At 43.2% G+C, this 24,758-nt stretch carries 26 protein-coding genes; 14 read left to right on the forward strand and 12 right to left on the reverse strand.

Annotation, left to right across the window (positions count from 1 at the left end; all coding sequences use genetic code 11):
* The 4 genes from CCS02_RS02260 (at nucleotide 1) to CCS02_RS02275 (ending at nucleotide 4,791) form a co-directional block, all read left to right on the forward strand.
* On the forward strand, nucleotides 1-1,521 hold the full coding sequence (locus CCS02_RS02260; protein WP_072841425.1) for a tripartite tricarboxylate transporter permease: 1,521 nt from the start codon (nucleotides 1-3) through the stop codon (nucleotides 1,519-1,521).
* 99 nt (nucleotides 1,522-1,620) lie between these two features.
* Nucleotides 1,621-2,304, forward strand: a complete 684-nt coding sequence (locus tag CCS02_RS02265) for a response regulator transcription factor (protein ID WP_072841423.1) — start codon at nucleotides 1,621-1,623, stop codon at nucleotides 2,302-2,304.
* A complete protein-coding gene (locus CCS02_RS02270) occupies nucleotides 2,267-3,730 on the forward strand; it encodes a sensor histidine kinase (RefSeq protein ID WP_072841421.1) in 1,464 nt (487 codons plus the stop codon). The genes CCS02_RS02265 and CCS02_RS02270 overlap by 38 nt, the downstream gene beginning before the upstream one ends.
* Nucleotides 3,727-4,791: an ABC transporter substrate-binding protein gene (locus tag CCS02_RS02275; protein WP_100635533.1), complete on the forward strand. Its 1,065-nt coding sequence runs from the start codon at nucleotides 3,727-3,729 to the stop codon at nucleotides 4,789-4,791. The genes CCS02_RS02270 and CCS02_RS02275 overlap by 4 nt, the downstream gene beginning before the upstream one ends.
* Nucleotides 4,792-4,828: 37 nt before the next feature.
* Here the strand turns inward: CCS02_RS02275 and CCS02_RS02280 are convergent, their stop codons facing one another.
* Together CCS02_RS02280 and CCS02_RS02285 are read right to left on the reverse strand one after the other, a co-directional pair.
* On the reverse strand, nucleotides 4,829-5,425 hold the full coding sequence (locus CCS02_RS02280) for a YrbL family protein (protein WP_100635535.1): 597 nt from the start codon (nucleotides 5,423-5,425) through the stop codon (nucleotides 4,829-4,831).
* A gap of 288 nt (nucleotides 5,426-5,713) precedes the next feature.
* The gene (locus tag CCS02_RS02285; protein WP_100635537.1) at nucleotides 5,714-6,436 is read right to left on the reverse strand and encodes a helix-turn-helix domain-containing protein; all 723 of its coding nucleotides are present in this window, start codon (nucleotides 6,434-6,436) and stop codon (nucleotides 5,714-5,716) included.
* Between the two features lie 149 nt (nucleotides 6,437-6,585).
* Here CCS02_RS02285 and CCS02_RS02290 point away from each other — a divergent pair, with 149 nt between their 5' ends.
* The 7 genes from CCS02_RS02290 (at nucleotide 6,586) to CCS02_RS02320 (ending at nucleotide 10,991) form a co-directional block, all read left to right on the forward strand.
* On the forward strand, nucleotides 6,586-7,218 hold the full coding sequence (locus CCS02_RS02290; RefSeq protein ID WP_100635538.1) for a methylamine utilization protein: 633 nt from the start codon (nucleotides 6,586-6,588) through the stop codon (nucleotides 7,216-7,218).
* Between the two features lie 40 nt (nucleotides 7,219-7,258).
* The gene (locus tag CCS02_RS02295; protein WP_232728797.1) at nucleotides 7,259-8,113 is read left to right on the forward strand and encodes a DUF3034 family protein; all 855 of its coding nucleotides are present in this window, start codon (nucleotides 7,259-7,261) and stop codon (nucleotides 8,111-8,113) included.
* Nucleotides 8,107-8,538, forward strand: a complete 432-nt coding sequence (locus CCS02_RS02300; RefSeq protein ID WP_100635542.1) for a group I truncated hemoglobin — start codon at nucleotides 8,107-8,109, stop codon at nucleotides 8,536-8,538. The genes CCS02_RS02295 and CCS02_RS02300 overlap by 7 nt, the downstream gene beginning before the upstream one ends.
* A gap of 176 nt (nucleotides 8,539-8,714) precedes the next feature.
* Nucleotides 8,715-9,701 (forward strand): permease, encoded by a 987-nt coding sequence (locus CCS02_RS02305; RefSeq protein WP_100635544.1) that lies wholly within the window; start codon nucleotides 8,715-8,717, stop codon nucleotides 9,699-9,701.
* Between the two features lie 27 nt (nucleotides 9,702-9,728).
* A complete protein-coding gene (locus CCS02_RS02310) occupies nucleotides 9,729-9,959 on the forward strand; it encodes a thioredoxin family protein (protein WP_100635546.1) in 231 nt (76 codons plus the stop codon).
* Nucleotides 9,960-10,127: 168 nt separating this feature from the next.
* Complete coding sequence (locus tag CCS02_RS02315) at nucleotides 10,128-10,526, forward strand: VOC family protein (protein ID WP_100635548.1); 399 nt, start codon at nucleotides 10,128-10,130, stop codon at nucleotides 10,524-10,526.
* Between the two features lie 123 nt (nucleotides 10,527-10,649).
* Entirely contained in the window at nucleotides 10,650-10,991 is a 342-nt protein-coding gene (locus CCS02_RS02320) for a carboxymuconolactone decarboxylase family protein (RefSeq protein ID WP_012069515.1), read from the forward strand.
* Between the two features lie 45 nt (nucleotides 10,992-11,036).
* Here the strand turns inward: CCS02_RS02320 and CCS02_RS02325 are convergent, their stop codons facing one another.
* The 10 genes from CCS02_RS02325 to CCS02_RS02370 all read right to left on the reverse strand — a co-directional run bounded on the left by CCS02_RS02325 (nucleotide 11,037) and on the right by CCS02_RS02370 (nucleotide 21,947).
* Entirely contained in the window at nucleotides 11,037-12,374 is a 1,338-nt protein-coding gene (locus CCS02_RS02325; RefSeq protein WP_100635550.1) for a TRAP transporter large permease, read from the reverse strand.
* Entirely contained in the window at nucleotides 12,367-12,924 is a 558-nt protein-coding gene (locus CCS02_RS02330) for a TRAP transporter small permease subunit (RefSeq protein WP_072841401.1), read from the reverse strand. Before CCS02_RS02330 ends, CCS02_RS02325 begins: the two co-directional genes overlap by 8 nt.
* Before the next feature lie 90 nt (nucleotides 12,925-13,014).
* Nucleotides 13,015-14,049, reverse strand: a complete 1,035-nt coding sequence (locus tag CCS02_RS02335; protein WP_100635552.1) for a TRAP transporter substrate-binding protein — start codon at nucleotides 14,047-14,049, stop codon at nucleotides 13,015-13,017.
* 478 nt (nucleotides 14,050-14,527) lie between these two features.
* Nucleotides 14,528-15,016 (reverse strand): MarR family winged helix-turn-helix transcriptional regulator, encoded by a 489-nt coding sequence (locus CCS02_RS02340; RefSeq protein ID WP_072841397.1) that lies wholly within the window; start codon nucleotides 15,014-15,016, stop codon nucleotides 14,528-14,530.
* A 187-nt stretch (nucleotides 15,017-15,203) separates the two neighbouring features.
* Complete coding sequence (locus CCS02_RS02345; RefSeq protein WP_100635553.1) at nucleotides 15,204-15,965, reverse strand: class II aldolase/adducin family protein; 762 nt, start codon at nucleotides 15,963-15,965, stop codon at nucleotides 15,204-15,206.
* Nucleotides 15,966-16,002: 37 nt separating this feature from the next.
* Nucleotides 16,003-16,986, reverse strand: a complete 984-nt coding sequence (locus CCS02_RS02350; RefSeq protein WP_100635554.1) for a ketopantoate reductase family protein — start codon at nucleotides 16,984-16,986, stop codon at nucleotides 16,003-16,005.
* 101 nt (nucleotides 16,987-17,087) lie between these two features.
* Entirely contained in the window at nucleotides 17,088-17,849 is a 762-nt protein-coding gene (locus CCS02_RS02355; protein ID WP_100188075.1) for an ABC transporter ATP-binding protein, read from the reverse strand.
* Complete coding sequence (locus tag CCS02_RS02360) at nucleotides 17,849-19,648, reverse strand: branched-chain amino acid ABC transporter ATP-binding protein/permease (RefSeq protein ID WP_100635556.1); 1,800 nt, start codon at nucleotides 19,646-19,648, stop codon at nucleotides 17,849-17,851. The genes CCS02_RS02355 and CCS02_RS02360 overlap by 1 nt, the downstream gene beginning before the upstream one ends.
* Nucleotides 19,649-20,686, reverse strand: a complete 1,038-nt coding sequence (locus tag CCS02_RS02365) for a branched-chain amino acid ABC transporter permease (protein ID WP_100635557.1) — start codon at nucleotides 20,684-20,686, stop codon at nucleotides 19,649-19,651. It lies immediately after the preceding gene.
* 115 nt (nucleotides 20,687-20,801) lie between these two features.
* A complete protein-coding gene (locus tag CCS02_RS02370) occupies nucleotides 20,802-21,947 on the reverse strand; it encodes an ABC transporter substrate-binding protein (RefSeq protein WP_100635559.1) in 1,146 nt (381 codons plus the stop codon).
* 649 nt (nucleotides 21,948-22,596) lie between these two features.
* On the opposite strand from CCS02_RS02370, the gene CCS02_RS02375 reads away from it, so the two are divergent.
* From CCS02_RS02375 to CCS02_RS02385, 3 genes are read left to right on the forward strand one after another with little or no spacing between them, the layout of a single operon-like run.
* Nucleotides 22,597-23,787 (forward strand): acyl-CoA dehydrogenase family protein, encoded by a 1,191-nt coding sequence (locus CCS02_RS02375; RefSeq protein WP_100635561.1) that lies wholly within the window; start codon nucleotides 22,597-22,599, stop codon nucleotides 23,785-23,787.
* Nucleotides 23,788-23,846: 59 nt separating this feature from the next.
* Nucleotides 23,847-24,209, forward strand: a complete 363-nt coding sequence (locus CCS02_RS02380) for an IacB protein (RefSeq protein ID WP_100188071.1) — start codon at nucleotides 23,847-23,849, stop codon at nucleotides 24,207-24,209.
* Between the two features lie 30 nt (nucleotides 24,210-24,239).
* A complete protein-coding gene (locus tag CCS02_RS02385) occupies nucleotides 24,240-24,758 on the forward strand; it encodes a nuclear transport factor 2 family protein (protein WP_100635562.1) in 519 nt (172 codons plus the stop codon).

Here is a 24,758-nt window from a genome sequence, read left to right on the forward strand (position 1 = left end):
ATGGATACTATGAGCTTATTAATGCAAGGCTTTGCGGTTGCGTTAACGCCTGAAAGTATTATGTTTGCGGTTATTGGTGCCATTTTGGGTACCTTGATTGGCGCATTACCGGGTCTTGGCCCTGCAAATGGTGTTGCTATCTTGATTCCATTGGCGTTTAGCTTAGGTTTGTCGCCAACCTCTTCTCTTATCTTGTTAACGTCTGTTTATGCGGGTGCCATGTACGGCGGTCGTATTTCGTCTATCCTGTTGAACATTCCAGGTGACGAGCCAGCTATGATGACCTGTTTAGATGGTTATCCAATGGCGCTAAAAGGCAAAGCAGCTGAAGCCTTGGCTATCTCTGCAATTGCCTCTTTTATCGGTAGCTTTATTGCGACAATCGGTCTGGTTATTCTTGCGCCAATCTTAGCGAAATTCGCACTGAGATTTGGTCCATCTGAATACTTTGCATTGTTCGCTTTAGCCTTTGCGACCTTGGGTGGTATTACTGGTAAAAACCAGTTTAAAACCATGATGGCAGCGGCGATAGGTTTAATGATTGCTACGGTTGGTATCGATATTTCAACTGGCGTGCAGCGTTTTACCTTTAATACACTTGAATTGTTCGAAGGTGTTGATTTCATTATCGCAATCGTTGGTTTGTTTGCGATCAGCGAATTGTTGTTCTTCTTAGAGCGTCACGCTGGTGATGGCTTAAAACAAGTTGCGATTAACAAACTGAAACTATCAGCAAAAGACATTATCAAAGTGCTTCCTGCTTCTTTCCGTGGCGCGGTACTTGGTTTCATTGCGGGTGTATTACCAGGTGCGGGTGCTTCTTTGGGTAGCTTTATTAGTTACACTTTGGAAAAACGCGTTTCGGATAAAGGCGAATTTGGTAAAGGTGATCCTCGTGGTGTTGCTGCTCCTGAAGCCGGCAATAACGGCGCGGCATCCGGTGCACTTGTGCCAATGTTAACTCTTGGTGTTCCAGGTAGTGGCACAACAGCTGTGTTATTAGCGATGTTGATTTCTTTAAACATCTCTCCTGGTCCAATGTTATTCCAACAAAATGCGGATCTTGTTTGGGGCGTCATTGCGGCGATGTTTGTTGGTAACTTTGTATTGTTACTGCTAAACATTCCAATGGTAGGCATCTTCGTTAAGTTGTTGAGCATTCCACCTAAATATTTGATGCCGGTTGTTACCTTGATCGCGTCTGTAGGTATTTATTCCGTTAGCCATAGTGCATTGGACTTGTACTTTATGATTGGCTTCGGTGTATTGGGTTATATCTTCCGTAAGATTGATATTCCACTAGTACCGATTATTTTAGGTATGTTGCTTGGGCCAGAAATGGAGAAGAGTCTTCGTCATGCATTAGTACTATCTGATGGTGATTGGACGGTGCTTTTCAATAGCGGTTTGAGTATTGGTTTGTGGACTGTTGCGATACTAGGTTTGATTCTACCTATGATTGTAGGCCCGATTGTTCGCGCTAAAATGTCTAAATCAAAAGAAGCTGTTAAAGACGTTTAAGCCCTGTAATACTAGAGGCTCTGTAATAACAAAATTCGAGTAGCGTATGTTGCTCGAATTTTGTTGTTTTTATAATAAAAAACACAATGGCTAATGGTTATGCGAATTCTGGTGGTAGAAGATACTCAGGTCTTAGGGCAAGCGATCTGTGAGCGATTAACAAGCCTAGGACATGGCGTTGATTTAATCGGGGATGGTAAGCGTGCGGATGAGTTATTGAAGTATCAGTCTGTAGATTTGATATTGCTAGATCTTAATTTGCCCGGCTTATCTGGATTACAATTGCTGCAGAAACTGCGCCAGCGCGATGACGACACGCCAGTGTTAATTTTAACCGCTCGGGATCAGATAGAAGATCGTATACGATTGCTCGATGCCGGAGCCGATGATTATTTAACGAAACCATTCGATTTTGGTGAGCTAGAAGCTCGTTGTAGGGCTTTATTGCGCCGCAAACAGGGCTACGCTACCAATGTCACAGAACACGGTAATATAGTGGTAAACCGCGACAGTCGTCAGGTATTTATTGATGGCGAACTCACAGTTATCACCAATCGAGAGTTTCGCTTGCTGGAAATATTCCTTGGCCATTTAGGCCGCGTATTAAGCAAAGACGAAATTACCGACCATTTATTTAACTTCAATGAAACACCGGGTCCTAACGCGATTGAGCTGTATGTAGGGCGTTTAAGGAAGAAAATGGGTCAGGGTGATTTAGTCATTAGTACCCTAAGAGGAATTGGTTATGTGGCAGAAATCGCCAAACCATCGAGCTCTCAGTGAAGATGAGGAAAAGAAGGCCTTAGAAAACGCGCCATCGCTGCGTTTTCGCTTTATTCTCGCGGGTGTTTTGGTTATCGGGATTATCGCTGGTTTAGCGATTAATCTGATTTTTGATTATAGCCAAAAGCTCGCCGATTTATCCTATGACCGTTTATTGCGAAGTGCTTTACTGCAAATGGACGAAAACGTTGGCTTGATGCGTAATGAAGTCAGCATCGACATTCCATGGTCTGCGTTTGCCACTTTGGCGCAAGCGGAAGAAGATCGTGTTTTTTATAAAGTCGAGAGCTTGGAACAAGGTTTTATTACCGGTTATCAAGACCTAGATAGCCAGCCACCTCAACCTCCTGTTTTAGATCAAATACAATTTTATAACCAAGAGTATTCTGGTGAAATGGTGCGCTTTGCCTGGGTGCAGCGCCATATTACGGACCCAGAAACAGCGCAAACTGTTCGTATTATTTTAGGTCAGACTCGATTATCAAGAGAAGAAATGGCATCTGCGGTGACACAAAAAGCCGTCGAAGTGGTGGTGTTTATTGCCTTGGTCGCTATAACCTTAATTATCATTGGTAGTCATCTTGTCTTAAGGCCTTTGCATCGGATTGAGCGAGCGTTAGAAGAGCGCGCCATGGGTGACCTCACACCAATTGATATCAATACACCAAAGGAAACACATCATCTTAAAGTTGCCATCAACCATTTTATGGAGCGACTACAGAGCAACCTTGAACAGTTGGAAAATTATACGGCGGATGCTGCTCATCAGTTGCGTACACCATTGGCGAGTCTCAGGGCGCTGGCAGAAAATGCACGAGATAACACCTCACCAGAAAGACAGCATCAAGCCTTGGAAAACATCGTTAAACAATGCGATACCTTAAGCCAAACAGTAACCTTGTTGCTTAATCAGGCGGTTGTTTCTCATCGCTTACAGACGCACCGATTGGAGCCGATTGATTTGCTAGCACCTATTACCGCATCTTGTCGGGAGCAGGCTGTAGCAGCGCTTCATCAAGGGGTTCTGCTTTCTCTTGATTGTGACTTAAAAGAAACGATGATTTTAGGCGATGCCTTTTCTATTCAGCAAATGATGCAAAATCTCATTGAAAATGCGGTTCGTTATAGCCGAGCAGATGTGGAGCGTGGCACAGAAATTATTGTTCAGGTAAGCGAGTTTGAACGCTTCTATCGTATTAAGGTGATTGATTATGGCGTTGGTATTCCTGATATAGAAAAAGAGCGTGTGTTCGAACGTTTCTATCGTGGGCGTTATGACATTGCTGGTAGTGGTGTTGGTCTGGCGATGGTGAAAGACATTGTGGATCACCATTCGGCAAGGATTCAAATATTGGATACAGAGCCAAAAGGCACAACCTTTCAAGTGGATTTTGCCAAGCTTAGATTTAATGAGGATACGGTATGAAACAGGTTTTTTTCTGGCTTGCTGTAGTTGTTAGTTTGAATGCGACAAAGCTGTGGGCGACCGAGCCTGTCTGGTTTGGTAATGAAAATGCGCAACGTATTTTAATCATTAATTCTGCTATGGATTTAGCGTCGTTTGAACCTATTTTGAAAAAATTTGTTGAGCTACACCCTGATGTTCGTGTGGCTTATCGTGATGTGAATACACTTGAACTGTATTATCTCACCATCAAGGAGCAAAAAAAGCCAGAGGCCAGCTTGGTCATTAGCAGCGCCATGGACTTACATCTTAAATTAGTAAACGATGGTTATGCGCAAACCTATCAGTCGAGTTTCACTGATCGTTTGCCTAGTAACTTCAAGTGGCGAAATCAGCTGTTTGCGTTTTCCCTTGAACCGATTGTTATGCTGGTGAATAAAAAAGCCTTTCCCGGTGATTTACCTGAAGATCGCCAGTCATTGTTGCAAACCATTCGTCAAAATGAAAAAGCGATGACCAAACGGATTGGCACTTATGATATTCGTCAAAGTGGCGTTGGTTATTTATTGGCAAGCCAAGATGCACGCCAAGCCGATGTGACATGGGGGCGTTTGTTAGAAGCTTTTGGCAGCCATGATGTGCAAACCTATTGTTGTACTCATGACATTATTGACGATGTTGCTTCAGGTAAGTTGGTGCTAGGTTATAACTTGCTGGGTTCTTATGCATCACAAAGAGCCCAGGAAGATGATAGATTGAAAATGATCCTACCGAAAGATTATACGCTCATGTTAATGCGTGCGGCTTTAATTCCTAAAGGTGCGCCAAACATAGAAGATGCGGGTATCTTTCTAGATTTTTTGTTGTCAGATCAGGCGCAAAAAATGATGCAAACCCAAGGTTTGTTGTTCCCAATTCAGCCTGATATGAATAATCCAAATGATCCTTACGTAGTAAATGCGCCTGGACCAACTGGCATCATCGAATTAGATCAGCAATTATTGGTAGGACGTGATTATGCCAAGCAAAAGCGTTTTATTCGTAACTGGGAAATGGCGTTAGAAATTAGCGAAGAAGACTAATAAAAAACGCCAGTAAGCAGGGAGGGGATTAACACCTTCACACTAGTTCTAAATCTACTTCTAATGTTTTCCAACTTTTTTTGAGTTTTCTACGGGCGAAAGATTTTATATTACTCATTAAGAACAGCTTTATTCCGTAACGTCTTGTGCCTAAGCCATCAATTATCTTAGGTGTATAGCCATGGTCTGTTTTCTTTAAAAGGATCTGATCTTTTGTTACATCACCAAGTAAAATGGCGTTCTGGTATAGGTCTTCAAAAACTGTTTTTAAGATTTTTTTCGCCTCACTTAATGAAATGGCATTATTTTTCATTAATGTGTAAAGAGACTCACTAGAGCATCCATCACTGTCTAAAATTTTTTCGAACACTAACCCTTTCCCTAGATTCGTGTTTATTTCCCCATAGTATTCAGAAATGAAAGGTGACAAATTGTTTCGCTTTTTTAGCTTTGTGTAATAGTACTTCTCAATCTTGTTTTGACTGCGATGCTTTGTTCTTATTACTTTTACACAAGTATTTTCATTCAAAGGGTTGGTGAAGCAAGATCTTTCATTTCCTTGGCCGATAAGATCCTGTTCTTTTAGAAACACTTTAGTATCTTTTGTTGAAAGTTCGCTGGTATTTGAAGACATTAAATAGCCCCTTAATAGGATGGGAAACCTTAAGGGGGATATTAGAGTTTTTTATATTTTTTTCACTTTTTTGACGTCGCAAAACAGTCACTTCACTTTTCTTTTGCCTTTTTTTACTTTTTTTTCATATTTTTTTCTAGATATCAAATTTAGTAATATAAGGTGTTCTATATGTGGCAACGAAGGCTGAAAATGGCTCTTGTATGGTATTTTTTATGTAGATTTAGTTATGTTTTTCTAGAAGTGTGATTGTTTTTATAGAGTGTCTGGATATAGGCTGTTTAGCCATTATTCAGAGTAATTGGTTCTATAGTTGCCTGGTGTTATTAGATAGTGCTTAGAAAATAAGCGAACAAGGGAGCTGGCATCACTCACTCCCACTTTCTGCGCGATATACTCTAAGCTTTTATTGGTCGATCTTAACCACATTTTCGCCTCAGTTAAGCGGCGTTGCTGTAGGTATTGCTTCGGTGTCATTTTTAGGTGTCGTTTGAACAAGACAGTTAGCTGGCTTGGACTTAAATGTACATCGCAAGCTAGCTCAGCCAAGCTCCAATGCTCCTGAAAATTATGGTCCAGTCGATGTTTGGCTTTGGCTAGACGAGTGTCGCTTTGCAGTATTTTTGTTTGTGGGATAGGGAGTAAATGTTCTAGTAAATTTAAAGCTTGTTGAGTTTTAAGTGGATTATGAGATTCACCAATTAGGCTAGATAGAAATGGTAAATACGCCTTAGTTTGTGCGTTAAGCTCAACAAAGTTGTTTTTGCTTTCGATCTGGCTGTCCCAAACGGGAAGCGAATTGAGGATCAGGCAGTGGTTATTTTCTCTTGCCAAATGGGTATGGGTTTGATTTGAGGAAATCATGCAAGCCTGTCCAAATTGAACTGCTTGCTGGCGATTTTCTACGTCTAATATCAGATGACCAGAAAGCGGAAGTACAATTTGAGTGTGCGAATGCGAATGGGCGTTAGCGGTATCTTTATAGGAAATGACTTCTATGAGATCTCGCATTGGTTTGATTCCTTATTTCCTACTCTAATCTTTATGTGAGTTACAGAAAGTATAATGATCTGTCTTCAATTAGCTGTAATTATATTCTTTGTCAATATATTTAAAAGTAAGCGGCCTGATCAAAAGCCAATTAATTAAAAGGAAATTATATGCGTCATTTGTTTGCTCTACTGTTTTGTTTAACCCTACCAAGTGCGTGGGCTGAAATGACATTGACCGTTTTTGACCAAGATAACCTTCCTGTCTCTGATGCGGTTGTTATGGTGTCAAACAATGCAGTAAGAACACCGAATACTGTGGCTGTAATGGATCAGATTGATGAGTCTTTTGTGCCCCGTGTATTAGTGGTGCAAAAAGCTCAGTACGTTAGCTTTCCTAATAGTGATGATATTCGGCATCACGTTTACAGTTTTTCTCAGCCAAAAACGTTCGAGATTAAACTTTATAAAGGTACAGAAGTTGCCCCCATCTTGTTCGATAAGGCTGGACTTGTTGTTCTTGGCTGTAACATACATGACGATATGATTGGTTATATTATCGTTGCTGATAATACCTTTGCGCTAAAAACAGACCAAGACGGCAAAGTGCGTATCCCTGCTAAAAGCGGTGACTCAGTATCTTTGTGGAGTGAGCGATTTATTGAGGGTATGAGCGCTGTAAAGAAAATCGCTATCACAAGCAATATAGAGCAAAGTATCTCGCTGGAGCTTTTGCCTCCTATTGGGATGATGGATCACAGTAATATGGATAAAGGATTTGGTAAAAAGAAATGGTCAAAGTGATCCAAATTAAATGCGCGGCAGGAATTTAATGAATAAAAACATGATCAAAATATTAGCTGTCAGCAGCTTTGTGTTATCAGCTTCGTTTGTTATGGCAGCCGATGGCAAAATTCTGGCGACAGCGGGGCTTTCACAAGTAGAAGGCAGTGGCGGTGGTGGGCTTGTGCCATGGGCGACTTTGGCAGGCTACGACAGTCGCGACGAAACGGCTGCGTCATTTTTTATCACAGACGTGAATGTCAGTGATTATCGCTTGTCCTCCATCGGTGTGGCGACCAGCTTCTACGACAGGGTTGAGCTAAGTTACGCTCAGCAGACGTTTGATTTGCCTGTTGATCTGGTGAAAGCGTTAAGTGTAGGAGACATAAAACAAGATATCTTTGGCGTTAAAGTGCGTTTATATGGCGATGCAGTATATTCCGCCTATCCTCAAGTTAGTGTCGGTTTACAGTATAAGCAATTAGACAGTGATACGGTTGCTGCGTATCTTGGGGCAAAAGACGACAGTGGAACTGATTTTTATGTTGCTGCGACTAAAGTGCATTTAGGTGCGGTTGCGGGTTACAACCTTGTATGGAACTTAACTGCTCGCGCTACCAAAGCCAATGAAATGGGTTTGTTAGGCTACGGTGGGCCAGACAACAACGATTACCAAGTGATGATGGAAGGCAGTGTTGGTTTGCTGCTATCGCCTAACTGGGTAGTGGGTATGGAATATCGTCAAAAACCAAGCAACCTGTCTAGTGTAGAAGAAGATGACTGGAAAGATGTTTTTGTCAGTTATATGCCGAACAAGAATGTTAACTTCACTGCGGCTTATGTCGACTTAGGCACAGTTGCCACCAAGAAAGATCAAACAGGCATTTATTTATCCATGACGGGGTACTTATGGTAAACCTAGTAAAAGCATCATTCATTGCATTTAGCGTATTTTTGGTTGCCTGCGCAGCACCTAATAAAACGCCGCAAAGCTTATATGATGAAATTGGTGGCAAGCCAACTGTCGAAGCGATTACCGATAACTTTATTGACGAAATTAGCTTTAATAAAGATATCTATCGCTATTTTGAAAAAACCAATATCACTCGCTTCCGAGAAAAATTCATCGAGCATCTTTGTGTGAATACAGGTGGCCCATGTACTTACACTGGCGACACCATGTTGAAAGTACACCAAGGTCAAAACATCAATGAAACCGACTTCAACACCACTGTCGATTTATTGGTTAACGCCATGAAAAAGGCCGGTTTAACCTACCCGCAGCAGAACCGTGTGTTAAAAGTGTTGGCGCCGATGCGTGGGGATATGCTTTATAAATGATTTTTGATTGGAATTAATGACTTTGTTCAATCGAAAGCGACCTGCGGGTCGCTTTTTTTGTTTGATCTCGGTCAGCTTATAGCAAAGCATTCATAGTCTTGTCCCAGGCATCGGAGTAGGGTGAAAAGTAACCTTTGTGAGTTCACAACAAGGCAACGTCACATAAGAGAAATACGATGCTGGCTATTTTCACTGATTTAGCAGATTGGCTCACCTTCATATTATTTGGCTTGTCACCGAATTCGAAACTCGGTGATGCGGTACATTTCTTTATCGAAGACACCACCAAGATTTTTTTCCTCTTGGTCATCATGATCTATTTTATTGCGTTGTTACGTGCGTCGCTCAATATTGAACGAGTCCGCGATTATCTCGCTAAGAAAAATCGTTTTATTGGCTATTTAACCGGATCTGTCTTCGGCGCCATCACGCCTTTTTGTTCTTGTTCAAGTATTCCGGTATTTCTCGGTTTTACCTCGGCGGGCATTCCTGTCGGTATTACCATGTCGTTTTTATTGACCTCACCGTTGATTAACGAAGTTGCTGTCTTGCTACTGCTGAGTTTGGTTGGCTGGCAAATTACCTTGATGTACGTTTTGGTTGGCATGGCGGTTGGTATCTTGGGTGGCGTATTTCTTGATCTCATCCGAGCTGAAAAAATGCTACAGCCTTTTGCCCTAAAAGCGTACCAATCGGCAACACCTGTCGCTGATTCAGATGGTGATACTGCCGCTAAACCAACGCTGTCTTTTCGTGAACGACATGACTTTGCTAAGAATGAGCTGTGGGATATTTTCTCGCGAGTGTGGAAATGGGTTTTTATTGGTGTTGGTCTTGGTGCAGCGTTGCACGGTTATGTGCCTGTATCTTGGCTAGAAGGTAACCTTGGCGACGGCCAATGGTGGTCTGTGCCTTTGGCGGTATTGTTTGGTATTCCGCTTTATTCAAATGCCACGGGCGTGATTCCCATCATGGAAAGCTTGATCACCAAAGGTCTGCCAATCGGTACCACTATGGCGTTTTGCATGAGCACCGTCGCGGCCAGCTTTCCAGAATTTATCCTACTTAAACAAGTGATGACGTGGAAATTGCTTGCCATCATTTTGGCGATGTTGCTTTTCTCCTTCACTTTAGTGGGTTGGATTTTGAATCTTGTTAACTGAAACGCTAATCAAAAAAGGAACAATCAAATGAAACAAGTCAAAGTACTGGGCAGTGGTTGCAGCAAATGTGTGAAAACGGCTGAACTTATCAAAGCTATTGCCGCGGAAAACGAAGTTCCAGTAAATGTAGAGAAAGAAACCAGCGCCGAAGTCATTATGAGTTATGGCGTAATGAGCACACCAGCTGTGGTGATAGACGATGTTGTTGTGCATTACGGCTCGATTCCTGATAAGAAAAAAATACAAAGCTGGTTCTAATCGCGAATTGATTCACATACTGAATATAGCGTGACGATTATGGATTTTCATAAAAGTCTTGTAATAGGCTCATTGGCTAGTCAAGGAAGGCGTGTTGCGTGGTGAATCCGATTTCTCCTGAATTTCTTGGCGCTAAACTTTAAATCGACCAAGAATCTGGAGCATTATATGATCCCAAAGACAGCAAAATTGCGTGTCGCAAGACCAACTGACAACCTAGCTAAAATCACCGATATGTATGTTAATGGTCTAGGCTTTAAGCTGCTTGGTAGCTTCGAAGGCCACAATGGCTTCGATGGCTCTATCGTCGGTCATGAACAGCATAACTACCACTTAGAATTTACACATCATAAAGGCACAACCGTCGGTAAAGCGCCGACGCAAGACAACTTACTCATCTTCTATTTTATCGACACGCAAGTGTGGGAAGAATGCTGTGAAAAGATGCAAGCAGCAGACTTTGTTCATGTGCCATCCTACAACGATTATTGGGACGACGTCGGCAAAACTTTTGAAGACGTAGACGGTTATCGAGTGGTATTGCAAAACCGCGAGTGGACGGCTTAATTACGATAGAGTCGGTGCCTTTTATCTTGCCGTAGGTCAGTCTTTATTCAACAAATACTATCTTCTTTTTATCTCTGGCCTTAAATTAGGTTTATCTAATATTAAATCTAATTAAGGTGTACCATGAAAAGCTACAAAGAAATTAACAAAGACCAAAATGCCTTTGCACGCGAATATCGTAAATCTTCTCCTGAGATATTGGATGGATTTATGGCCATGCACAAAGCTGCTATGGAAGAGGGCGCGCTGGCAGTTAAAGTAAAAGAAATGATGGCATTAAGTATTGGTATTGCTTCACGTTGTGACGGTTGTATTGCTTCTCATGCAAAAGCCGCACTTCGCGCTGGCGCTACTCGGGAAGAATTGATCGAAACCATCAACGTTGCACTCATGATGGGCGGTGGTCCTGCAGTTATTTACGGTACACAAGCGCTGGCTGCAGTGGATGAGTTTTTGGCTGACTGATCAGAAAAGACAACCTTCCTCGTGATGCAGGAAGGTTGTGAATGCTTAGTTCGGTAGCCAAGTAACCAATGACGGGTAAAGAGCAACGATGGCAAGTGTCAGTAATTGCAGTAGTACGAAAGGGATTGCGCCCTTGTATATCTCTGCCATGCTGATGTCACTTGCTGCGCTTCTTATGTAGAACAACGCCATGCCAACGGGCGGTGTTAAAAAGGAAGTTTGCAGACATAACGCCATAAGAATCGCGACCCAAACAGGATCGAAGCCAAAACCTACTAAAATTGGCATCACCAGAGGTGTGACGATTAAGACGATTTCCATCCAGTCTAAGAAAAAGCCTAATAAAAAGATGATTAGAATCACACAGAACAACACGCCTTCTGGGCTGAGTGGCAAAGCATGAAGGGCGTTTTCAATCACTTCATCACCACCGTAACCGCGTAAGACCACAGAAAAACAGGATGCACCAAAGATCAAGGCGTATAAGAAAGCGACAGATCGGCCTGTTTGATAACAGACAAAACGCAAATCGTGCCATTTTAATCGGCCTGAGCTCCAGGCTAAAAACGTTGCGCCAGCAGCACCAATTCCAGAAGCTTCCGTAGGTGAAGCGATACCCGCGATGATGGAACCTAATACAGCCAAAACCAAGACCAGCGGTGCGAACAGAGCTTTAGATATATCTCGAATAATCTCGAATTTGCTTACGCCTATTTCTTCATCGAAGGCGACTTTTGGCATGGTAGAAGGTTTAATCAGGGCATAAATAAAGATAAAAAGTACGAAGCTGGTGGCCAGTAATAATCCCGGTATGATTGCGCCCATAAAAAGATCGCCAACAGGAATTCGTAATTGATCCCCCATCACAACCAGCATGATAGAAGGTGGGACAAGAATGCCAAGGCAACCTGTTGCTCCAACTGTACCTGCGCTGATCCATTTCGCGTAACCTGCTTTAAACATAGTTGGTAGGGCAATAGTGGAAAGCAGAACGACTGACGCACCAATAATGCCAGTAGATGCTGCAAGCACAACACCTATTAGAACCACTGCGATTGCCAATCCACCTGGTGTTTTACCTAAAACGCGACGCATTGCTTCAATTAAACGTTCGGCAATACCAGAGCGATCAAGCATGTATCCCATAAAGATAAACATCGACATAGGGATTAGTGAGTAGCTGGAAATGGTTGAAAACGTCCTATTGGCGACAAAACCTATGGTGCGCAGTTCTGCTACGTCATAGATATCAAATGACACAAGGATACTGCCCAACGTGGCAAATAATACGCCGACGCCGCCTAAAACAAAGGCAACAGGAAAACCTGAAAATAGAATAAGCATAAAGGTAGAAAATAGTAAAAAAACAAATAACTCATTCATGATGCGATCCCTTTTCCGCAGGAGTCGATGAGGCGGAGACAGCGTTGGGTTGAATTAAAAAAGCAATATTGCGGAAAAAAATCGCAACACCTTGCAGTGCTAAAAGGCTCAAGCCGAGAGCCATAACACCCTTGATGATATAGCGAGCGGGCAATCCAGAAGGCATTGGGGAGCCTTCACGTAATGACCAAGAATAAGTGGTGATTTCCCATGCGTGCCATGAAACGAGAATGGTATAAGGGAAAAACAAAAATAAGATACCAAGAATCTCGACCCATGCACGACGTTTAGGGCTGAATCTATTGTGAAAAATATCAACACGAATGTGTTCATCCGCTTGGTAGGTATAGGCTAAGCAGGACATAACAACGATGGCATTTAGGTGCCATTGAACTTCTTCTAGTTCCACCAAGCCGATATTGAAAACGTAGCGCAATATCACGTTTATCAAGATGGTGAGGATTAAAATGGGCAGAATAAGTGAGCCAGCTTTGCCGACAGCAACGGAAAAAGCTCCGATTTTGTCAGCAATGGAGTTTATGGTGTACATCAAAATAGCTCCTATTGTGTAAGGCGGATTAGTAGACGTTAAAGAATAAAACCGAGAAAGACGTCATGTATTTCTCGGTTTTATTTGAAGTTAATTGCCTTTATATTCAGTCCACAGAGACACTTTTTCACGGTAGCTATTGAGAGAATCTAGAGTGCGTTTGAAGTCAGCATCTTTATTCGCTTCTTCATTCATTACTTCGTCTGTGCCTTTTTTAAATGCAGCGAGAACGGCAGGAGGGAAGGCTTTAATTTGAGTGCCAGCTGCTTTAAATTTATTAATGGCATCGGCATTGGCTATCGTGGTGGAAGAGACTGTCCATAGTTGAGTTTCACGACAAGTGTCTTCGATCAAGCCTTGTTGTGCTGCGCTCATAGAGTCCCATTTGCGTTTGTTGATGATTAGCTCATTGATTGCAGCAGGTTGGTGCCAGCCAGGTAGGTAGTAATATTTAGCTACTTTTTCGAAGCCCATAGCAGCGTCAATCGCAGGCATAGAGAACTCGGTTCCATCTATGACGCCACGTTCTAGGTTAGGGTAAATATCGCCACCACCAAGAAGAACCACCGATGCGCCGGCTTTTTTCATGACTTCGCCAGCAAGTCCTGCGAAGCGGATTTTTTTACCTTTCAAATCATCAGTACTATTGATTTCAAAGTTGTACCAGCCTCCAGCTTCCGCATCCATTAGACCGCATGGAACTGTTACAACGCCTTGCTTGGCATAGATGTCACGCCAAATTGCTAAACCGCCGCCGTTATAGATCCAATCTAAATACTCTAGTGCTGATGGGCCAAATGGAACGCCACCAAACAGCTGTAAAGCTGGGAATCGTCCAGCAACGTACAGAGGCGATGTATAGCCTGCGTCTAGGGTTCCTTGCTGAACGGCGTCAAATATTTCTAGTGGTGGGACCAATTTTCCAGCAGAGTAGAGTTTTACTTTAATGTCTTCTGAAGTTGTTTTGATCCTGTCAGCTAAGTGCTGTGCGCTCTGTCCACTGGCGGGTAGGGTAAGTGGCCAAGCGCTTTGGATGTCTAGACGAACCGAGGAAGCGGTTGCTCCCATGGATCCAATAATGGCTATTGATGAGAAAAACGCAGTAACTAATGGCTTGTAAGGCATTGGGGGTATCCTCGTAGGTGCTCACTATCTAGAAATAGTTTGAGCTGCATTTAGCGGTTTGATCCGCGATAATTTTTATTTGAACTTTAATTTGATTCTCTTGTGAGAGTCATAATGCATTTTTATAGAAACACATTTTTAATTGAATGTTCAAGTAAATATTCATGCATTCAAGTATTGTGCCAAACCATATTTTGTTAATTATGTGGGCTTTTTTGAGTTTGAATTAGTATTTGTTGATGGTTTAAAAACATAAATATATGAATAAAATCTTTATATTTCAGTTGGTTGTATTTTTTTTGGGTGTTCTATAATTAATCTAAGATCGTAAGTAAGGATATATTTCTTGAGAGTGGGTTTTTCGAAAAGATAACAAATTAAAAGATACAAAAATGCACCGAGTTTGAGCGATAATCTCGTTCAAACTAACTTTGGTGCGTTAAAAAGGGGGGGTGGTTTGACTGAAGTGTTTCTGCTTTTAGCTGTAGTGTTCGGGTAAATTGTGGAATAGCTCTTCCAGTAATTTGTTGAGCCTTTTGATTTTCGCTTCGGTCATGCCTTTAAAGCTTTGTTTGAATAAATCTTTGGTGATAAAGCGAATATCTTCAACTGCGTTGATGCCTTTTTCAGTGAGCATGACTTCAGTAACGCGGCCGTCGTCGCTTCTTACTCTTGTATCTACAAGACCATCTTGTTTCATGCGTTGGATGATTTTTGTAACGGTAGGAAGTTTGGCGATGGCGTGTACTGCGATTTGTGAAACGCTACAGGTGCCTTCTTCTTTTAAAGTAAACAGAATTCGCCATCTTGGGATGTCAAGATTGACTTTTTTTAGCGCTTTTTCAACAGCAACACTATAGCGACCATGAACTTGATTTAGCCAGTAAAAGGGAAAGTCTTCTTTGTGGAAATCTTCACTTGCAGGGTTATATCGTTGACTTCGTGGAGCTCTAGGTTTGCTGGTCATTAAAAATCCTTGCTTCTTATAAGTGATGGAATGTACAAAAAACGACGTTTTTAGTCAATTGAAACATCAAGTATTTATATCAATAATGATTCTCAATTACAATAAAAAGCAAGGATGTGTTTATTGAATAGCCACCCTCAAAGTCAACCAAGGTTTGCTTTAAGGGTGGCTATTTTTGCAGGCGTAGCTACCAGCAAGGGCCTTTTTTGGCTTCCATTTTGCGAACCATGGCGTTATAGAATTTGTCTGCAAAGCCGCTATCTTTAATTAGCATTTGCGTTAAATCTGCGCATTTTTCGCGAATACTTTGTTCTAGTAACACATCTTCACCGCCAAGTGCACCAGAGGTGACTTGAATTTCTGCGGCGCGCTGCACTGTCCACAAAAGGAAAAAAGTACGCTCTATGTCAAATTCGCCAACTGCGATACCGTGATTTCGTAAGACTAGAATGTGTTTCTGTCCGAGACTTTCAAGCATGCGGCCTTTTTCATCTTCAAAGAGAGTAATGCCTTCAAATGCGTGGTAGCCAACGCGGCCATAAAGTTGTGCGCTGTAAAAGCTATCGTGGGTGAAACCCTGTTTTTTCATCGCAATTGCTGAGACTTCATTGGTGTGGGTGTGGATGACGCAGTGTATGTCTTCTCGTGCTGCATGAATGGCTCCGTGAAGAGCAAAGCCAGCAGGGTTGCCATCATATGGCGAGTCATCCAGTTTGTGGCCGTTGACATCCACCTTGATCAAATTTTCTGGAGTGATTTCTGTATAATTTAGACCAAATGGATTAACTAGATACTCGCCTTCAATGTGGGGGATGCGAGCGGAAATGTGGTTGAAAATGGTCTCTGTCCAGCCAAAAAAGTCTATTAGGTGGTAGCAGTGAGCTAATTTAACACGAAGAGCCCATTCTTCTTCGCTAATGTGGGTTGGGCGGTTCACTGGGTTGCTCATTTGTGTTCCCTTTATGTTGTTTTATGTGTTGTTAATTTTAAAGTTGCTTTTGAGTTTGTGGTTGTGCCGCAATAAATTGAGTTAAATCCAACAGGTTTTGTGTGGCGATCATGGGAATGTCTACCTTGTTTGCCAGCTCCAATACCGAATAGCCGATAGCGTCGAGCTCTAAAGGTTGGCCAGCTTCGTAGTCTTGTAGCATGGAGGTTTTGACAGCGCCCATGCCTGCACCAAGCTCCATAAAAGTATGAGGATCAAAACGAATTCGTGCACCATAGGCGGCGGCAATGAGTAGAACTTCGTCGAGCATTCTGCGAACGAGAGGCTTTAGGCGATCATCAGCGTAAAGTTGTTCTAACGTGCCTTTGGTGACAACTGAAAGTGGGTTAGAGGTGATGTTGGCCGCCACTTTAGTCCATATCTGATCACGAATATTATCAGTAGCGCGGGCTTCGATGCCTGCGTCTTCAATTACTGTGCGAACTTGCTCAAGTCGTTCGCTCATTTGGTAATTTATTTCACCAAGTACGATTAGGTGCGGGTTGGTTGAAGTAACGACGCCCGGCGAGTTTCTAAATGCGGTAATAAATACCACGCAGCCAATTAGGTGAGTATGAGGAAGCAATTTACTGACTGAGCCTTCAGGATCAATGGCTTGAATGCTATCGCCAGAAAAACGTCCTTCAATGCCTTGGAAATACCACCATGGAATGCCGTTCACAACAGGAATGACAATTGTCTTTTCATGCAGCATGGGAGCAATGAGTTTAAGCATGGTAGGCAAGGCGGGTGCCTTGGTGCAGATGAAAATAATATCTTGCGGGCCAAGTGCTTTTGCTGAATCGGAAGCGTTAACTGTGACCTTATGCTCACCGTCTATGTCGGTGAGATGAATGCCTTTTTTTTGAATGGTTTCGAGGGTGGTTCCTCTAGCAAGAACATTCACGGTTTGGCCAGATTTTGCTAGGCGGGCGGCTAGTGTGCACCCAATAGCGCCGGCTCCTGCGATACAAATATTCATAATCAATTTTTCCGTTTGAAAATGAGAAAGGCTCTAAAAAGAGTGCTTTCTCGTGTTTAGTAATAAGCTTCTTGCCTGTTTACTTAATGTTGTTGACGATCTTAACTAGAAAGTAATTCTTGGTGCTTGCTGGCTAATCCTAGATAGGCTTCGATGACTCTAGGGTCATTGGCGAGCTCTGCTGCTGGGCCTTGCATTGCTACCTGGCCACCTTCAAGAACATAAGCGTAATCTGCAACTTTTAGTGCCGCGCGCGCGTTTTGTTCCACCAGAAGGATGGAGACACCTTGGCGGCGTAAATCTGCAAAAATACGAAAAATCTCTCGCGTAATTAATGGTGCTAGGCCAAGACTAGGTTCGTCTAGCATCAAGAGCTTTGGTTTGCTCATCATGGCCCGACCAATGGCAAGCATTTGACGTTCTCCACCTGATAATGTGCCAGCTTGCTGCTGGCGTCGTTCCCATAAACGAGGGAAGAGGCTGTAAATTTCGCTCAAGGTTTGGTCGTAGCTCTTATCACCACGGCGATAGCGTTGAAACGCACCTAGCAATAGATTGTCCTGAACTGTCATGGTGGAAAATAATTCGCGCTTTTCGGGAACTAAGCCAAGCCCATGACCAACCAAAGTTTCAACATCTGGGCTGATGAAGTCTTTACCGTTAAAGTGAATGGTGCCTTTGGAAGGTAAGATTCCCATGATGGCGGACAGTAATGTGGTTTTGCCTGCGCCATTTGGACCGATAACAGTCACCAGTTTCCCCTCTTTCAAGGTCAGATCGATACCGGTTAATGCTTCCACTTTGCCATAAGCAACACGAAGGCCGCTGACGTCGAGTAGATTTTTTCCTGTAGCTTGAGTCATTATTCGGCACCTCCCAAGTAGGCTTCTAAAACAGCAGGGTTGGTTTGAATTTCTTCTGGTAAGCCTTCGGCAATTTTTTCACCAAACTCCATCACCACAATTCGATCAGCAAGGTTCATAACAAAGTCCATGTCGTGTTCAACCAAGAGAATAGCCAAGCCTTCTTCGCGGAGTTTCTTGAGTAGTTCTGCTAGTGCTTGTTTTTCCTGATGGCGAAGCCCTGCTGCTGGTTCATCTAGCAGTAATACACATGGATCGGCGCAAAGTGCGCGAGCGATTTCAAGTATGCGTTGCTGTCCAAGAGACAGACTACCTGCTTCGGTATAAAGGTGTTCGCCTAATCCGACGCGTTCAAGCTGGTATTGGGATTCTTTAAGAAGGCGTTGCTCTTCGTCACGTTCAAGATGTAGTGCAGAGCTGATGATGCCCTTGTTGCCGCGCATGTGTGCACCTAGTGCGACGTTTTCTAATACTGTCATGGAGGTCAGTAATTTTACATGCTGAAAGGTGCGGCTCATGCCCATTTGAGCGACTTGGCGAGAGCTTTTGCCTTTTAGGCTTTGATTCAAAAAGAGCACTTCGCCATCACTGGGTGTATCGACGGCAGACAGTTGGTTGAACATGGTGCTTTTGCCTGCGCCATTTGGGCCGATGAGGGCAAGCACTTCGCCTGCGTGCAGCTGAAGATTCATCTCGTTATTGGCAATTAGACCACCGAAGCGGCGAGTAACATTGCAAGCTTCTAAAACTAATTTGCCTTTTTGTGGTAATTCACGGCGTGATAGTTCTGTAGCAGATGGGTTTATTTTTATGTGGTCTTGATTGCGCCACGACGCTGGTGCAAATTTCACCAATAAAGGCCAAATGCCGCCGGGTGAGCGTTGCATCATGAAAATGATTAATAGGCCCAAAACAATGGATTCGTATTGGCCGTTTCCACCCATAATAAGAGGTAACCAGTCTTGTAGCCATTGTTTGAGCATGGTTAAAATGCCTGCGCCAAGTAGTGCCCCCCAGACGCTGCCAACGCCACCAACCAATGCCATAAATAGGTAATCAATACCCATGCTAAGACCAAAAGGTGTTGGGTTAACAAAGCGTTGCGTGTGCGCGTAAAGCCAGCCAGAAATGGCAGCAAACAGAGCGGAGATCAAGAAAATAACCATCTTTGAGCGAAAGGTATTTACGCCCATGGATTCTGCCATTAATTGACCGCCTTTTAGGGCGCGAATGGCGCGACCTTCACGGGAATTTAGTAGGTTGCTGGTAATCCAGACCGCTAACATCAAAATCGCCCAAATTAAGTAATAAATCTTTTCCCCTTTATCGAGAAGAATGCCAAACAGACTTAAAGAAGGTAAACCGCTAATCCCTGTATGTCCGCCCATAGAGCTCATGGTGCCAAACAAGTAATACAGCGAAATGCCCCAAGCAATGGTGCCTAGTGGTAAATAGTGACCTGATAATTTAAGGGTGAGTGCGCCAAGGAATAAAGCAACGGCTGCCGTTAATAGCAAACCAATAAGCAGCCCGATCCAAGGTGATCCTGCCGACCAAGCTAGCCAGCTAGGTAGTTGTTCTGTGGTGGTTAGGTAAGCAGTGGAGTAAGCGCCAAGCCCAACAAAAGCTGCCTGACCAAAGCTGGTCATGCCACCTACACCTGTGAGTAATACTAGGCCAAGTACGACTAATGCGTATAGACCAATATAGTTAAGTAGAGTGACCTGAAATGTTGGTAGCACTTGAGGTGCAATGGCAAGTACGACTAAGCCAAAAATAATTAAATTACGCGATTTCATTTATTCGTCATCCTCTACATGATGGCTGTTCATCGAGCGCCAGATTAGGAATGGAATAATCAGGGTGAAAACGATGATTTCTTTGTAATTGCTCGCCCAAAACATGGAAAAAGCTTCGATCATACCAACCGCAACCGCACCAATAGCCGCAATTGGGTAGCTGACAAGGCCGCCAATAATGGCGCCGACGAAGCCTTTTAAGCTGATGATGAAGCCGGAGTCATAATAAAGTGTGGTGATTGGGGCAATTAAAATACCCGACGCACTGCCGATAAAAGCGGCTAGAGCGAAAGTGGCCTTACCAGCAAATACGGGTGAAATACCCTGCAAGCGAGCGCCCATTCGGTTTACTGCTGTGGCGCGAAGCGCCTTGCCGTAAAGTGTGCGTTCAAAAGCGATGAATAAGGTCACAATGAGGAAGATAGAGACCAGAATAACCCATAGGGTTTGGCTCTTCAGCATCACGGTACCTAGGCGGAAGCCCGTATCTGAGAAGGGTTGTGTGCGGGCGCCTTCAGGCCCAAATAATAATAGACCGACGCCTACCATGGCGACATGGAGCGCAATGGAGACAATCAATAAAACCAGTGCTGGTGCGTCTGCAAGAGGTTGGAAAAAAAGACGATACATAATTGGGCCAAGTGGCACGATTAGGCAAAGCGTTAATAAAACTTGGCAAGCCATTGGAATTTCTGCCAAAGACAAATTATTTAATAAGCCTATCATTACTAAGGCATAGCCGAGTTTGAGGGCTATTTTTTTCATCTTGTTTCGATCGATGTGATGTTTGATTTGTTGATACAAATCTAAGGTGCAATCGATCAAAACAAGACCGAGTAGAAGCCATTCTAATTTTGGGGCTTTACCCATCTGCATGGCGGCCATTGTTAGTGCGCCAAACGTTACGAACTCGCCTAGTGGAATAAGCAGTATTCGTGTGACTGTAAAAACCAGCAAAATAGACAGGGCCAATAAGGCATAAATAGCCCCATTGGTTAGGCCATCCTGTCCAAGCAGTGTGGCGATCTGAAAGTTCATTTAGTGTGATTCCTTTTGTTCTCATCGATTTTGTGGCTTCGTGGCCGCAAAATTTATAATTATATTCTCGCTGGGGTGGGTTGGAGCTGTGTGCCCACCCCAAGTCGAGGGGGCATTATTTTAGTAGTACCCATTTGCCATTTTTGACAGTGATCAAAACGCGACCGCGTTCGTCAAAGCCGCTGTGGTCTTCTGCTGTCATGTTGTAAACGCCTTGTGTTGCTGGCATTTCTTTGGTTTTTTCCAGTGCGTCACGAAGAGCGTTACGAAATTCGGCTGAGCCTGGTTTGCCAGATTTTAGTGCGCTTGGGATAGCGTTTTGAAGGAGTAGTCCGGCATCTAGAACGTTACCGCCAAAGGTAGCCGGTGTTTCGCCGTAGAGTTTTTTGTAGTCGGTAATGTATTTTGTAGCTATTTCTTTGGAAGGGCTGTTTGGTACTTCTTCTAAAACCAGCATGGAACTTGCTGCTAGGATGGTGCCTTCAACTGCTTTGCCGCCAAGTCGAAGAAAAGCATCTAGTGCTGCGCCGTGAGTTTGGTAGATTTTGCCGCTGTAGCCTTGGTCTTTAAGGGTGGTTTGCGGCATCACTGAAGAGCTTCCAGGTGCGGCAATCAAAACGGCATCTGGGCTGGCCATCAGTATTTTTAAGCTCTGGCCTGTCATGGATGTATCTTGGCGCTGAAATTGTTCGCTCGCTACAATTTGAATGCCAGCTTTTTGGGTAAGGTCTTTCATTACCTTGGCCCAGTTCTCACCGTATGGATCTGCAGTCCCGATGAGGCCAATAGTTTTTATACCGGTTGATTTCATTTGTTCGACTAATGCTTCGGCAATTAGGTCGTCATTCTGTGTGGTTTTAAAAACCCATTTCTTTTGTTCTGTCATAGGCAGTACAACGGCTGCGGTCCCAACTGGAGCCAGCATTGGTGTGCCTGATTCTGCCGCAAATTGAATAACGCTCATTGCGTTGCCTGAACCACTTGGCCCTATGATTGCATCTACGTGTTCTTCGTCAATTAGCTTTTTAAATGCTTTAACTGTTGCGGTTGGGTCGCTTCCGTCATCCAGTGAAATGTAGGAGATTTTTTCGCCTCCGGCGGAGGTGGGGAGTAGTGCAACGGTGTTTTTTTGAGGGATTCCCACTAAGGCGATAGGTCCAGTGCTGGAAGTGACTACGCCAATTTTAATGTCAGCGTTTGCTAACGGTGCGAGTAGTGAAGAACTTAGAAATAAAGCAGAGATTACTCTTTTAGGTGTCATAAGATTTTCCTGTATGTAGTTAACACTATGTAATTTTTTACAGCGCTTTCTATCGCTTGGAGATCATTTGGCATCTCTTCGGCAGGTTTTATTCTTCTATTTATTTTTATTGAATTTATACATTTCTATACCTTAATCCGGAGTTAGCCTGCCATTGTTTTTTGCAAAAAACAATATAAAAAAACAAATAAAAAAGATTTTAAAAAATGCTTTTTGTTCATATTTATTTTTTTGTGTGAATTTTATTTGGCATTTTTAATGTGTTTTATAGGTGGTTATTATGTTGTTGATTTTTATTATTAACCTATATTAAACAATGCGTTATGTGCTTATTTGTTTTTATTTAAAATATAAAAAATCCTTACTGTTTGTTTTTTGATCTATTTTTTTATTGATCCTTAACTTGAAAATTTAGTTGACAAGTAAAGTAATTAGTACGACCTTATTAGCATTCTTTATACATTTATTTAATGTTTTTGAGTGATGCAAACCAAGACGTTAGGCGATGTGTTTTTGATGTTGTTCGATGATGGGAGCGAAAATTTTTAGTCTTTTTATTAATGCAGTAAAAATACTGAAAAATCTTCATTTGAACAGTTCACTCATCCCTAGTGAGTCGGTAACTAAATCTGCATTAGAGGAGCTAATTATGAGTCTGAAGAACACGGTTACGTCTTACCAAGAAAAAGCCTCGGCATCTGTTTTTGATGCTTTAGGAAGTGAGGCGTTTGGAGCATTGATGAGTGACATTAGAACTCGTGCTCGCAATAGCGAATTCGATGATCAGCAATTTATTAGTCAGGACATCATCGAGCAATTTCGCAGTTTAGGTATTTACCGCGCGCTGGTTCCAAAGCGTCTTGGTGGCGATGAAATAACCGCGGCTCAGTTTTGTGAAGTGATTGAAGAGATCTCTAAAGCAGATGGTTCTGCCGGTTGGGTAGCCAGCTTTGGTATGGGTGTTGTGTACTTATCAGCCTTGCCAATAGATACGCTAAAAATGGTATATGCCAAGTCACCAGATGTGGTGTTTGCTGGTGGCATTTTTCCGCCTCAACCTGCTGAAAAAATAGCCGATGGTTTTTGCGTGAAAGGTCGTTGGAGTTTTTCTAGTGGTTGCATGGGGGCTGATGTAGTCGGCGTTGGTATCGCACCAAAAGAAGGAGAAAAATTAGAGCTTCCTCGTATGGCAGTGATGCCAGCAAGTAAAGCAGAAGTGAAGAAAAACTGGGACGTAGTTGGCCTTGCTGGAACTGGCAGCCATGACTTAGTTGTTAATAATGTGGATGTGGCCGAAGAGTGGACCTTTGTTCGCGGAGGTGCTTCTAATCTAGACGAGACAATGTTCCGTTATCCTTCTCTTTCTTTTGCGACTCAAGTTCTTTCTGTGGTTGGTTTAGGTGTAGCACGAGCAGCGCTGGACGAACTTCAGGCCATGGCTGCTGGTCGTGCTTCAGTCACAGGTGCTCCAAATATTGGCGAGCGTCCTCTTACTCAAGCGGAAGTTGCCAAAGCCGATGCCGATTTACGCGCTGCGCGCTGCTTCTTCTATGAATCCATTAATGATGCTTGGCAGACGTTAGAAAAGAACGAATCTCTGTCTGTTCAGCAAATCAACTTATTACGCCTTTCATCGACACACGCTTCTCGTGTATCCGCTGAAGTCGCGCGTAAGGTTCAAATGTTATCTGGCATGACGGGAGTTTACAAAGCCAGCCCGTTGTCGCGTTTTGTTAATGACGCGCAAGTTGTTACTCAACACGCTTTTATGGGTGACATTACTTGGCAAAATGCTGGTGCCATATTTTTTGGACAAAAACCATTACCGGGCTATTTATAAGAAGTTGGCTTGATTTGGCCTGTTTTTAGACGAATTTTTGATTATTGGAGAAATGAATTATGAGCGATAAAAAACCATTACGCGTACTGTTTTGTATGGGCATTAACCAAAACTTTATGGACGCTGCGCGCGAAGAGCAATTGGATGTTTGGGCGGCATTTGGCGCAATGTGGAATGGCATTCATGACATGGATGGTGTTGACGTGATCGGCAATATGGATGACGACCAAAGCATGGTTGGTCCTTCTGCTGGCTACCCTTGGACAACCTATCTTTTGGCTGATGTGAAGGATTACGACACAGTGGTTGCGTGCTGTAATTTGTTACGTACGACAGCGGTTGGCGATACGCCATACAAACTTTGGCGCTACGTGAAAATCGAATCTCGTATTGGTCGCGAACTGATTGTTCAGCGCGCCTAAGACCTGTCGATGAATATGAAGGACACAAGTATGAAGGACACGAGCGAGCTAGAAACTATATTGGCGCGAATTGATGCTTTAGAAAGTGACCGAGCGATTCGTGCTTGTATCAATCGCTACATGGATCTGTGTGATCACCTAAATCCAGCGACACCATTAGATGAATTAGGTGATCTATTTACCGAAGATGCTAAGTGGGAAGGTAAAGGTGCTCGTTATGCGAAAAGCTTTGGTGGTTATCAAGGCCGTGATGCCATTGTTTCAATGTTAGCGAAATATACCGTTGAGCCTGCTCATTTTTCGTTAAACGTGCATTACCTGTCATCCGAAGTGATTCGTGTGGATGGCGACAAGGCATCCGGCAGTTGGAACATGATTCAAGTTTCGAGCTTTAGCGCTGGTGGTTCTCATCTGAACAGTGCGCGTTTGAGCGTGTCGTTTCGACGTGATGATGGTGTGTGGCGAATGGCCCATTTTGAAACTGAGAATCTATTTAGTCGCCCAGTATCGGATTGGAATGATGATGCGACATTGCCCGTTCCTAAATAA

Source organism: Marinomonas sp. ef1 (assembly GCF_002806845.1).
Lineage (GTDB): Bacteria > Pseudomonadota > Gammaproteobacteria > Pseudomonadales > Marinomonadaceae > Marinomonas > Marinomonas polaris.

Excerpts from the sequence above, each read along its gene's own strand:
- CCS02_RS02355 (WP_100188075.1), bottom strand. The coding sequence starts at position 17,849 with ATGACTCAAGCTACAGGAAAAAATCTACTCGACGTCAGCGGCCTTCGT.
- CCS02_RS02375 (WP_100635561.1), top strand. The coding sequence starts at position 22,597 with ATGAGTCTGAAGAACACGGTTACGTCTTACCAAGAAAAAGCCTCGGCA.
- CCS02_RS02330 (WP_072841401.1), bottom strand. The coding sequence starts at position 12,924 with ATGTACACCATAAACTCCATTGCTGACAAAATCGGAGCTTTTTCCGTT.
- CCS02_RS02280 (WP_100635535.1), bottom strand. The coding sequence starts at position 5,425 with ATGTCTTCAAATACCAGCGAACTTTCAACAAAAGATACTAAAGTGTTT.
- CCS02_RS02300 (WP_100635542.1), top strand. The coding sequence starts at position 8,107 with ATGGTAAACCTAGTAAAAGCATCATTCATTGCATTTAGCGTATTTTTG.
- CCS02_RS02265 (WP_072841423.1), top strand. The coding sequence starts at position 1,621 with ATGCGAATTCTGGTGGTAGAAGATACTCAGGTCTTAGGGCAAGCGATC.
- CCS02_RS02270 (WP_072841421.1), top strand. The coding sequence starts at position 2,267 with ATGTGGCAGAAATCGCCAAACCATCGAGCTCTCAGTGAAGATGAGGAA.
- CCS02_RS02350 (WP_100635554.1), bottom strand. The coding sequence starts at position 16,986 with ATGAATATTTGTATCGCAGGAGCCGGCGCTATTGGGTGCACACTAGCC.
- CCS02_RS02305 (WP_100635544.1), top strand. The coding sequence starts at position 8,715 with ATGCTGGCTATTTTCACTGATTTAGCAGATTGGCTCACCTTCATATTA.
- CCS02_RS02295 (WP_232728797.1), top strand. The coding sequence starts at position 7,259 with ATGATCAAAATATTAGCTGTCAGCAGCTTTGTGTTATCAGCTTCGTTT.
- CCS02_RS02340 (WP_072841397.1), bottom strand. The coding sequence starts at position 15,016 with ATGACCAGCAAACCTAGAGCTCCACGAAGTCAACGATATAACCCTGCA.
- CCS02_RS02370 (WP_100635559.1), bottom strand. The coding sequence starts at position 21,947 with ATGACACCTAAAAGAGTAATCTCTGCTTTATTTCTAAGTTCTTCACTA.
- CCS02_RS02310 (WP_100635546.1), top strand. The coding sequence starts at position 9,729 with ATGAAACAAGTCAAAGTACTGGGCAGTGGTTGCAGCAAATGTGTGAAA.
- CCS02_RS02380 (WP_100188071.1), top strand. The coding sequence starts at position 23,847 with ATGAGCGATAAAAAACCATTACGCGTACTGTTTTGTATGGGCATTAAC.
- CCS02_RS02365 (WP_100635557.1), bottom strand. The coding sequence starts at position 20,686 with ATGAACTTTCAGATCGCCACACTGCTTGGACAGGATGGCCTAACCAAT.
- CCS02_RS02290 (WP_100635538.1), top strand. The coding sequence starts at position 6,586 with ATGCGTCATTTGTTTGCTCTACTGTTTTGTTTAACCCTACCAAGTGCG.
- CCS02_RS02325 (WP_100635550.1), bottom strand. The coding sequence starts at position 12,374 with ATGAATGAGTTATTTGTTTTTTTACTATTTTCTACCTTTATGCTTATT.
- CCS02_RS02275 (WP_100635533.1), top strand. The coding sequence starts at position 3,727 with ATGAAACAGGTTTTTTTCTGGCTTGCTGTAGTTGTTAGTTTGAATGCG.
- CCS02_RS02335 (WP_100635552.1), bottom strand. The coding sequence starts at position 14,049 with ATGCCTTACAAGCCATTAGTTACTGCGTTTTTCTCATCAATAGCCATT.
- CCS02_RS02345 (WP_100635553.1), bottom strand. The coding sequence starts at position 15,965 with ATGAGCAACCCAGTGAACCGCCCAACCCACATTAGCGAAGAAGAATGG.
- CCS02_RS02285 (WP_100635537.1), bottom strand. The coding sequence starts at position 6,436 with ATGCGAGATCTCATAGAAGTCATTTCCTATAAAGATACCGCTAACGCC.
- CCS02_RS02315 (WP_100635548.1), top strand. The coding sequence starts at position 10,128 with ATGATCCCAAAGACAGCAAAATTGCGTGTCGCAAGACCAACTGACAAC.
- CCS02_RS02385 (WP_100635562.1), top strand. The coding sequence starts at position 24,240 with ATGAAGGACACGAGCGAGCTAGAAACTATATTGGCGCGAATTGATGCT.
- CCS02_RS02320 (WP_012069515.1), top strand. The coding sequence starts at position 10,650 with ATGAAAAGCTACAAAGAAATTAACAAAGACCAAAATGCCTTTGCACGC.
- CCS02_RS02360 (WP_100635556.1), bottom strand. The coding sequence starts at position 19,648 with ATGAAATCGCGTAATTTAATTATTTTTGGCTTAGTCGTACTTGCCATT.
- CCS02_RS02260 (WP_072841425.1), top strand. The coding sequence starts at position 1 with ATGGATACTATGAGCTTATTAATGCAAGGCTTTGCGGTTGCGTTAACG.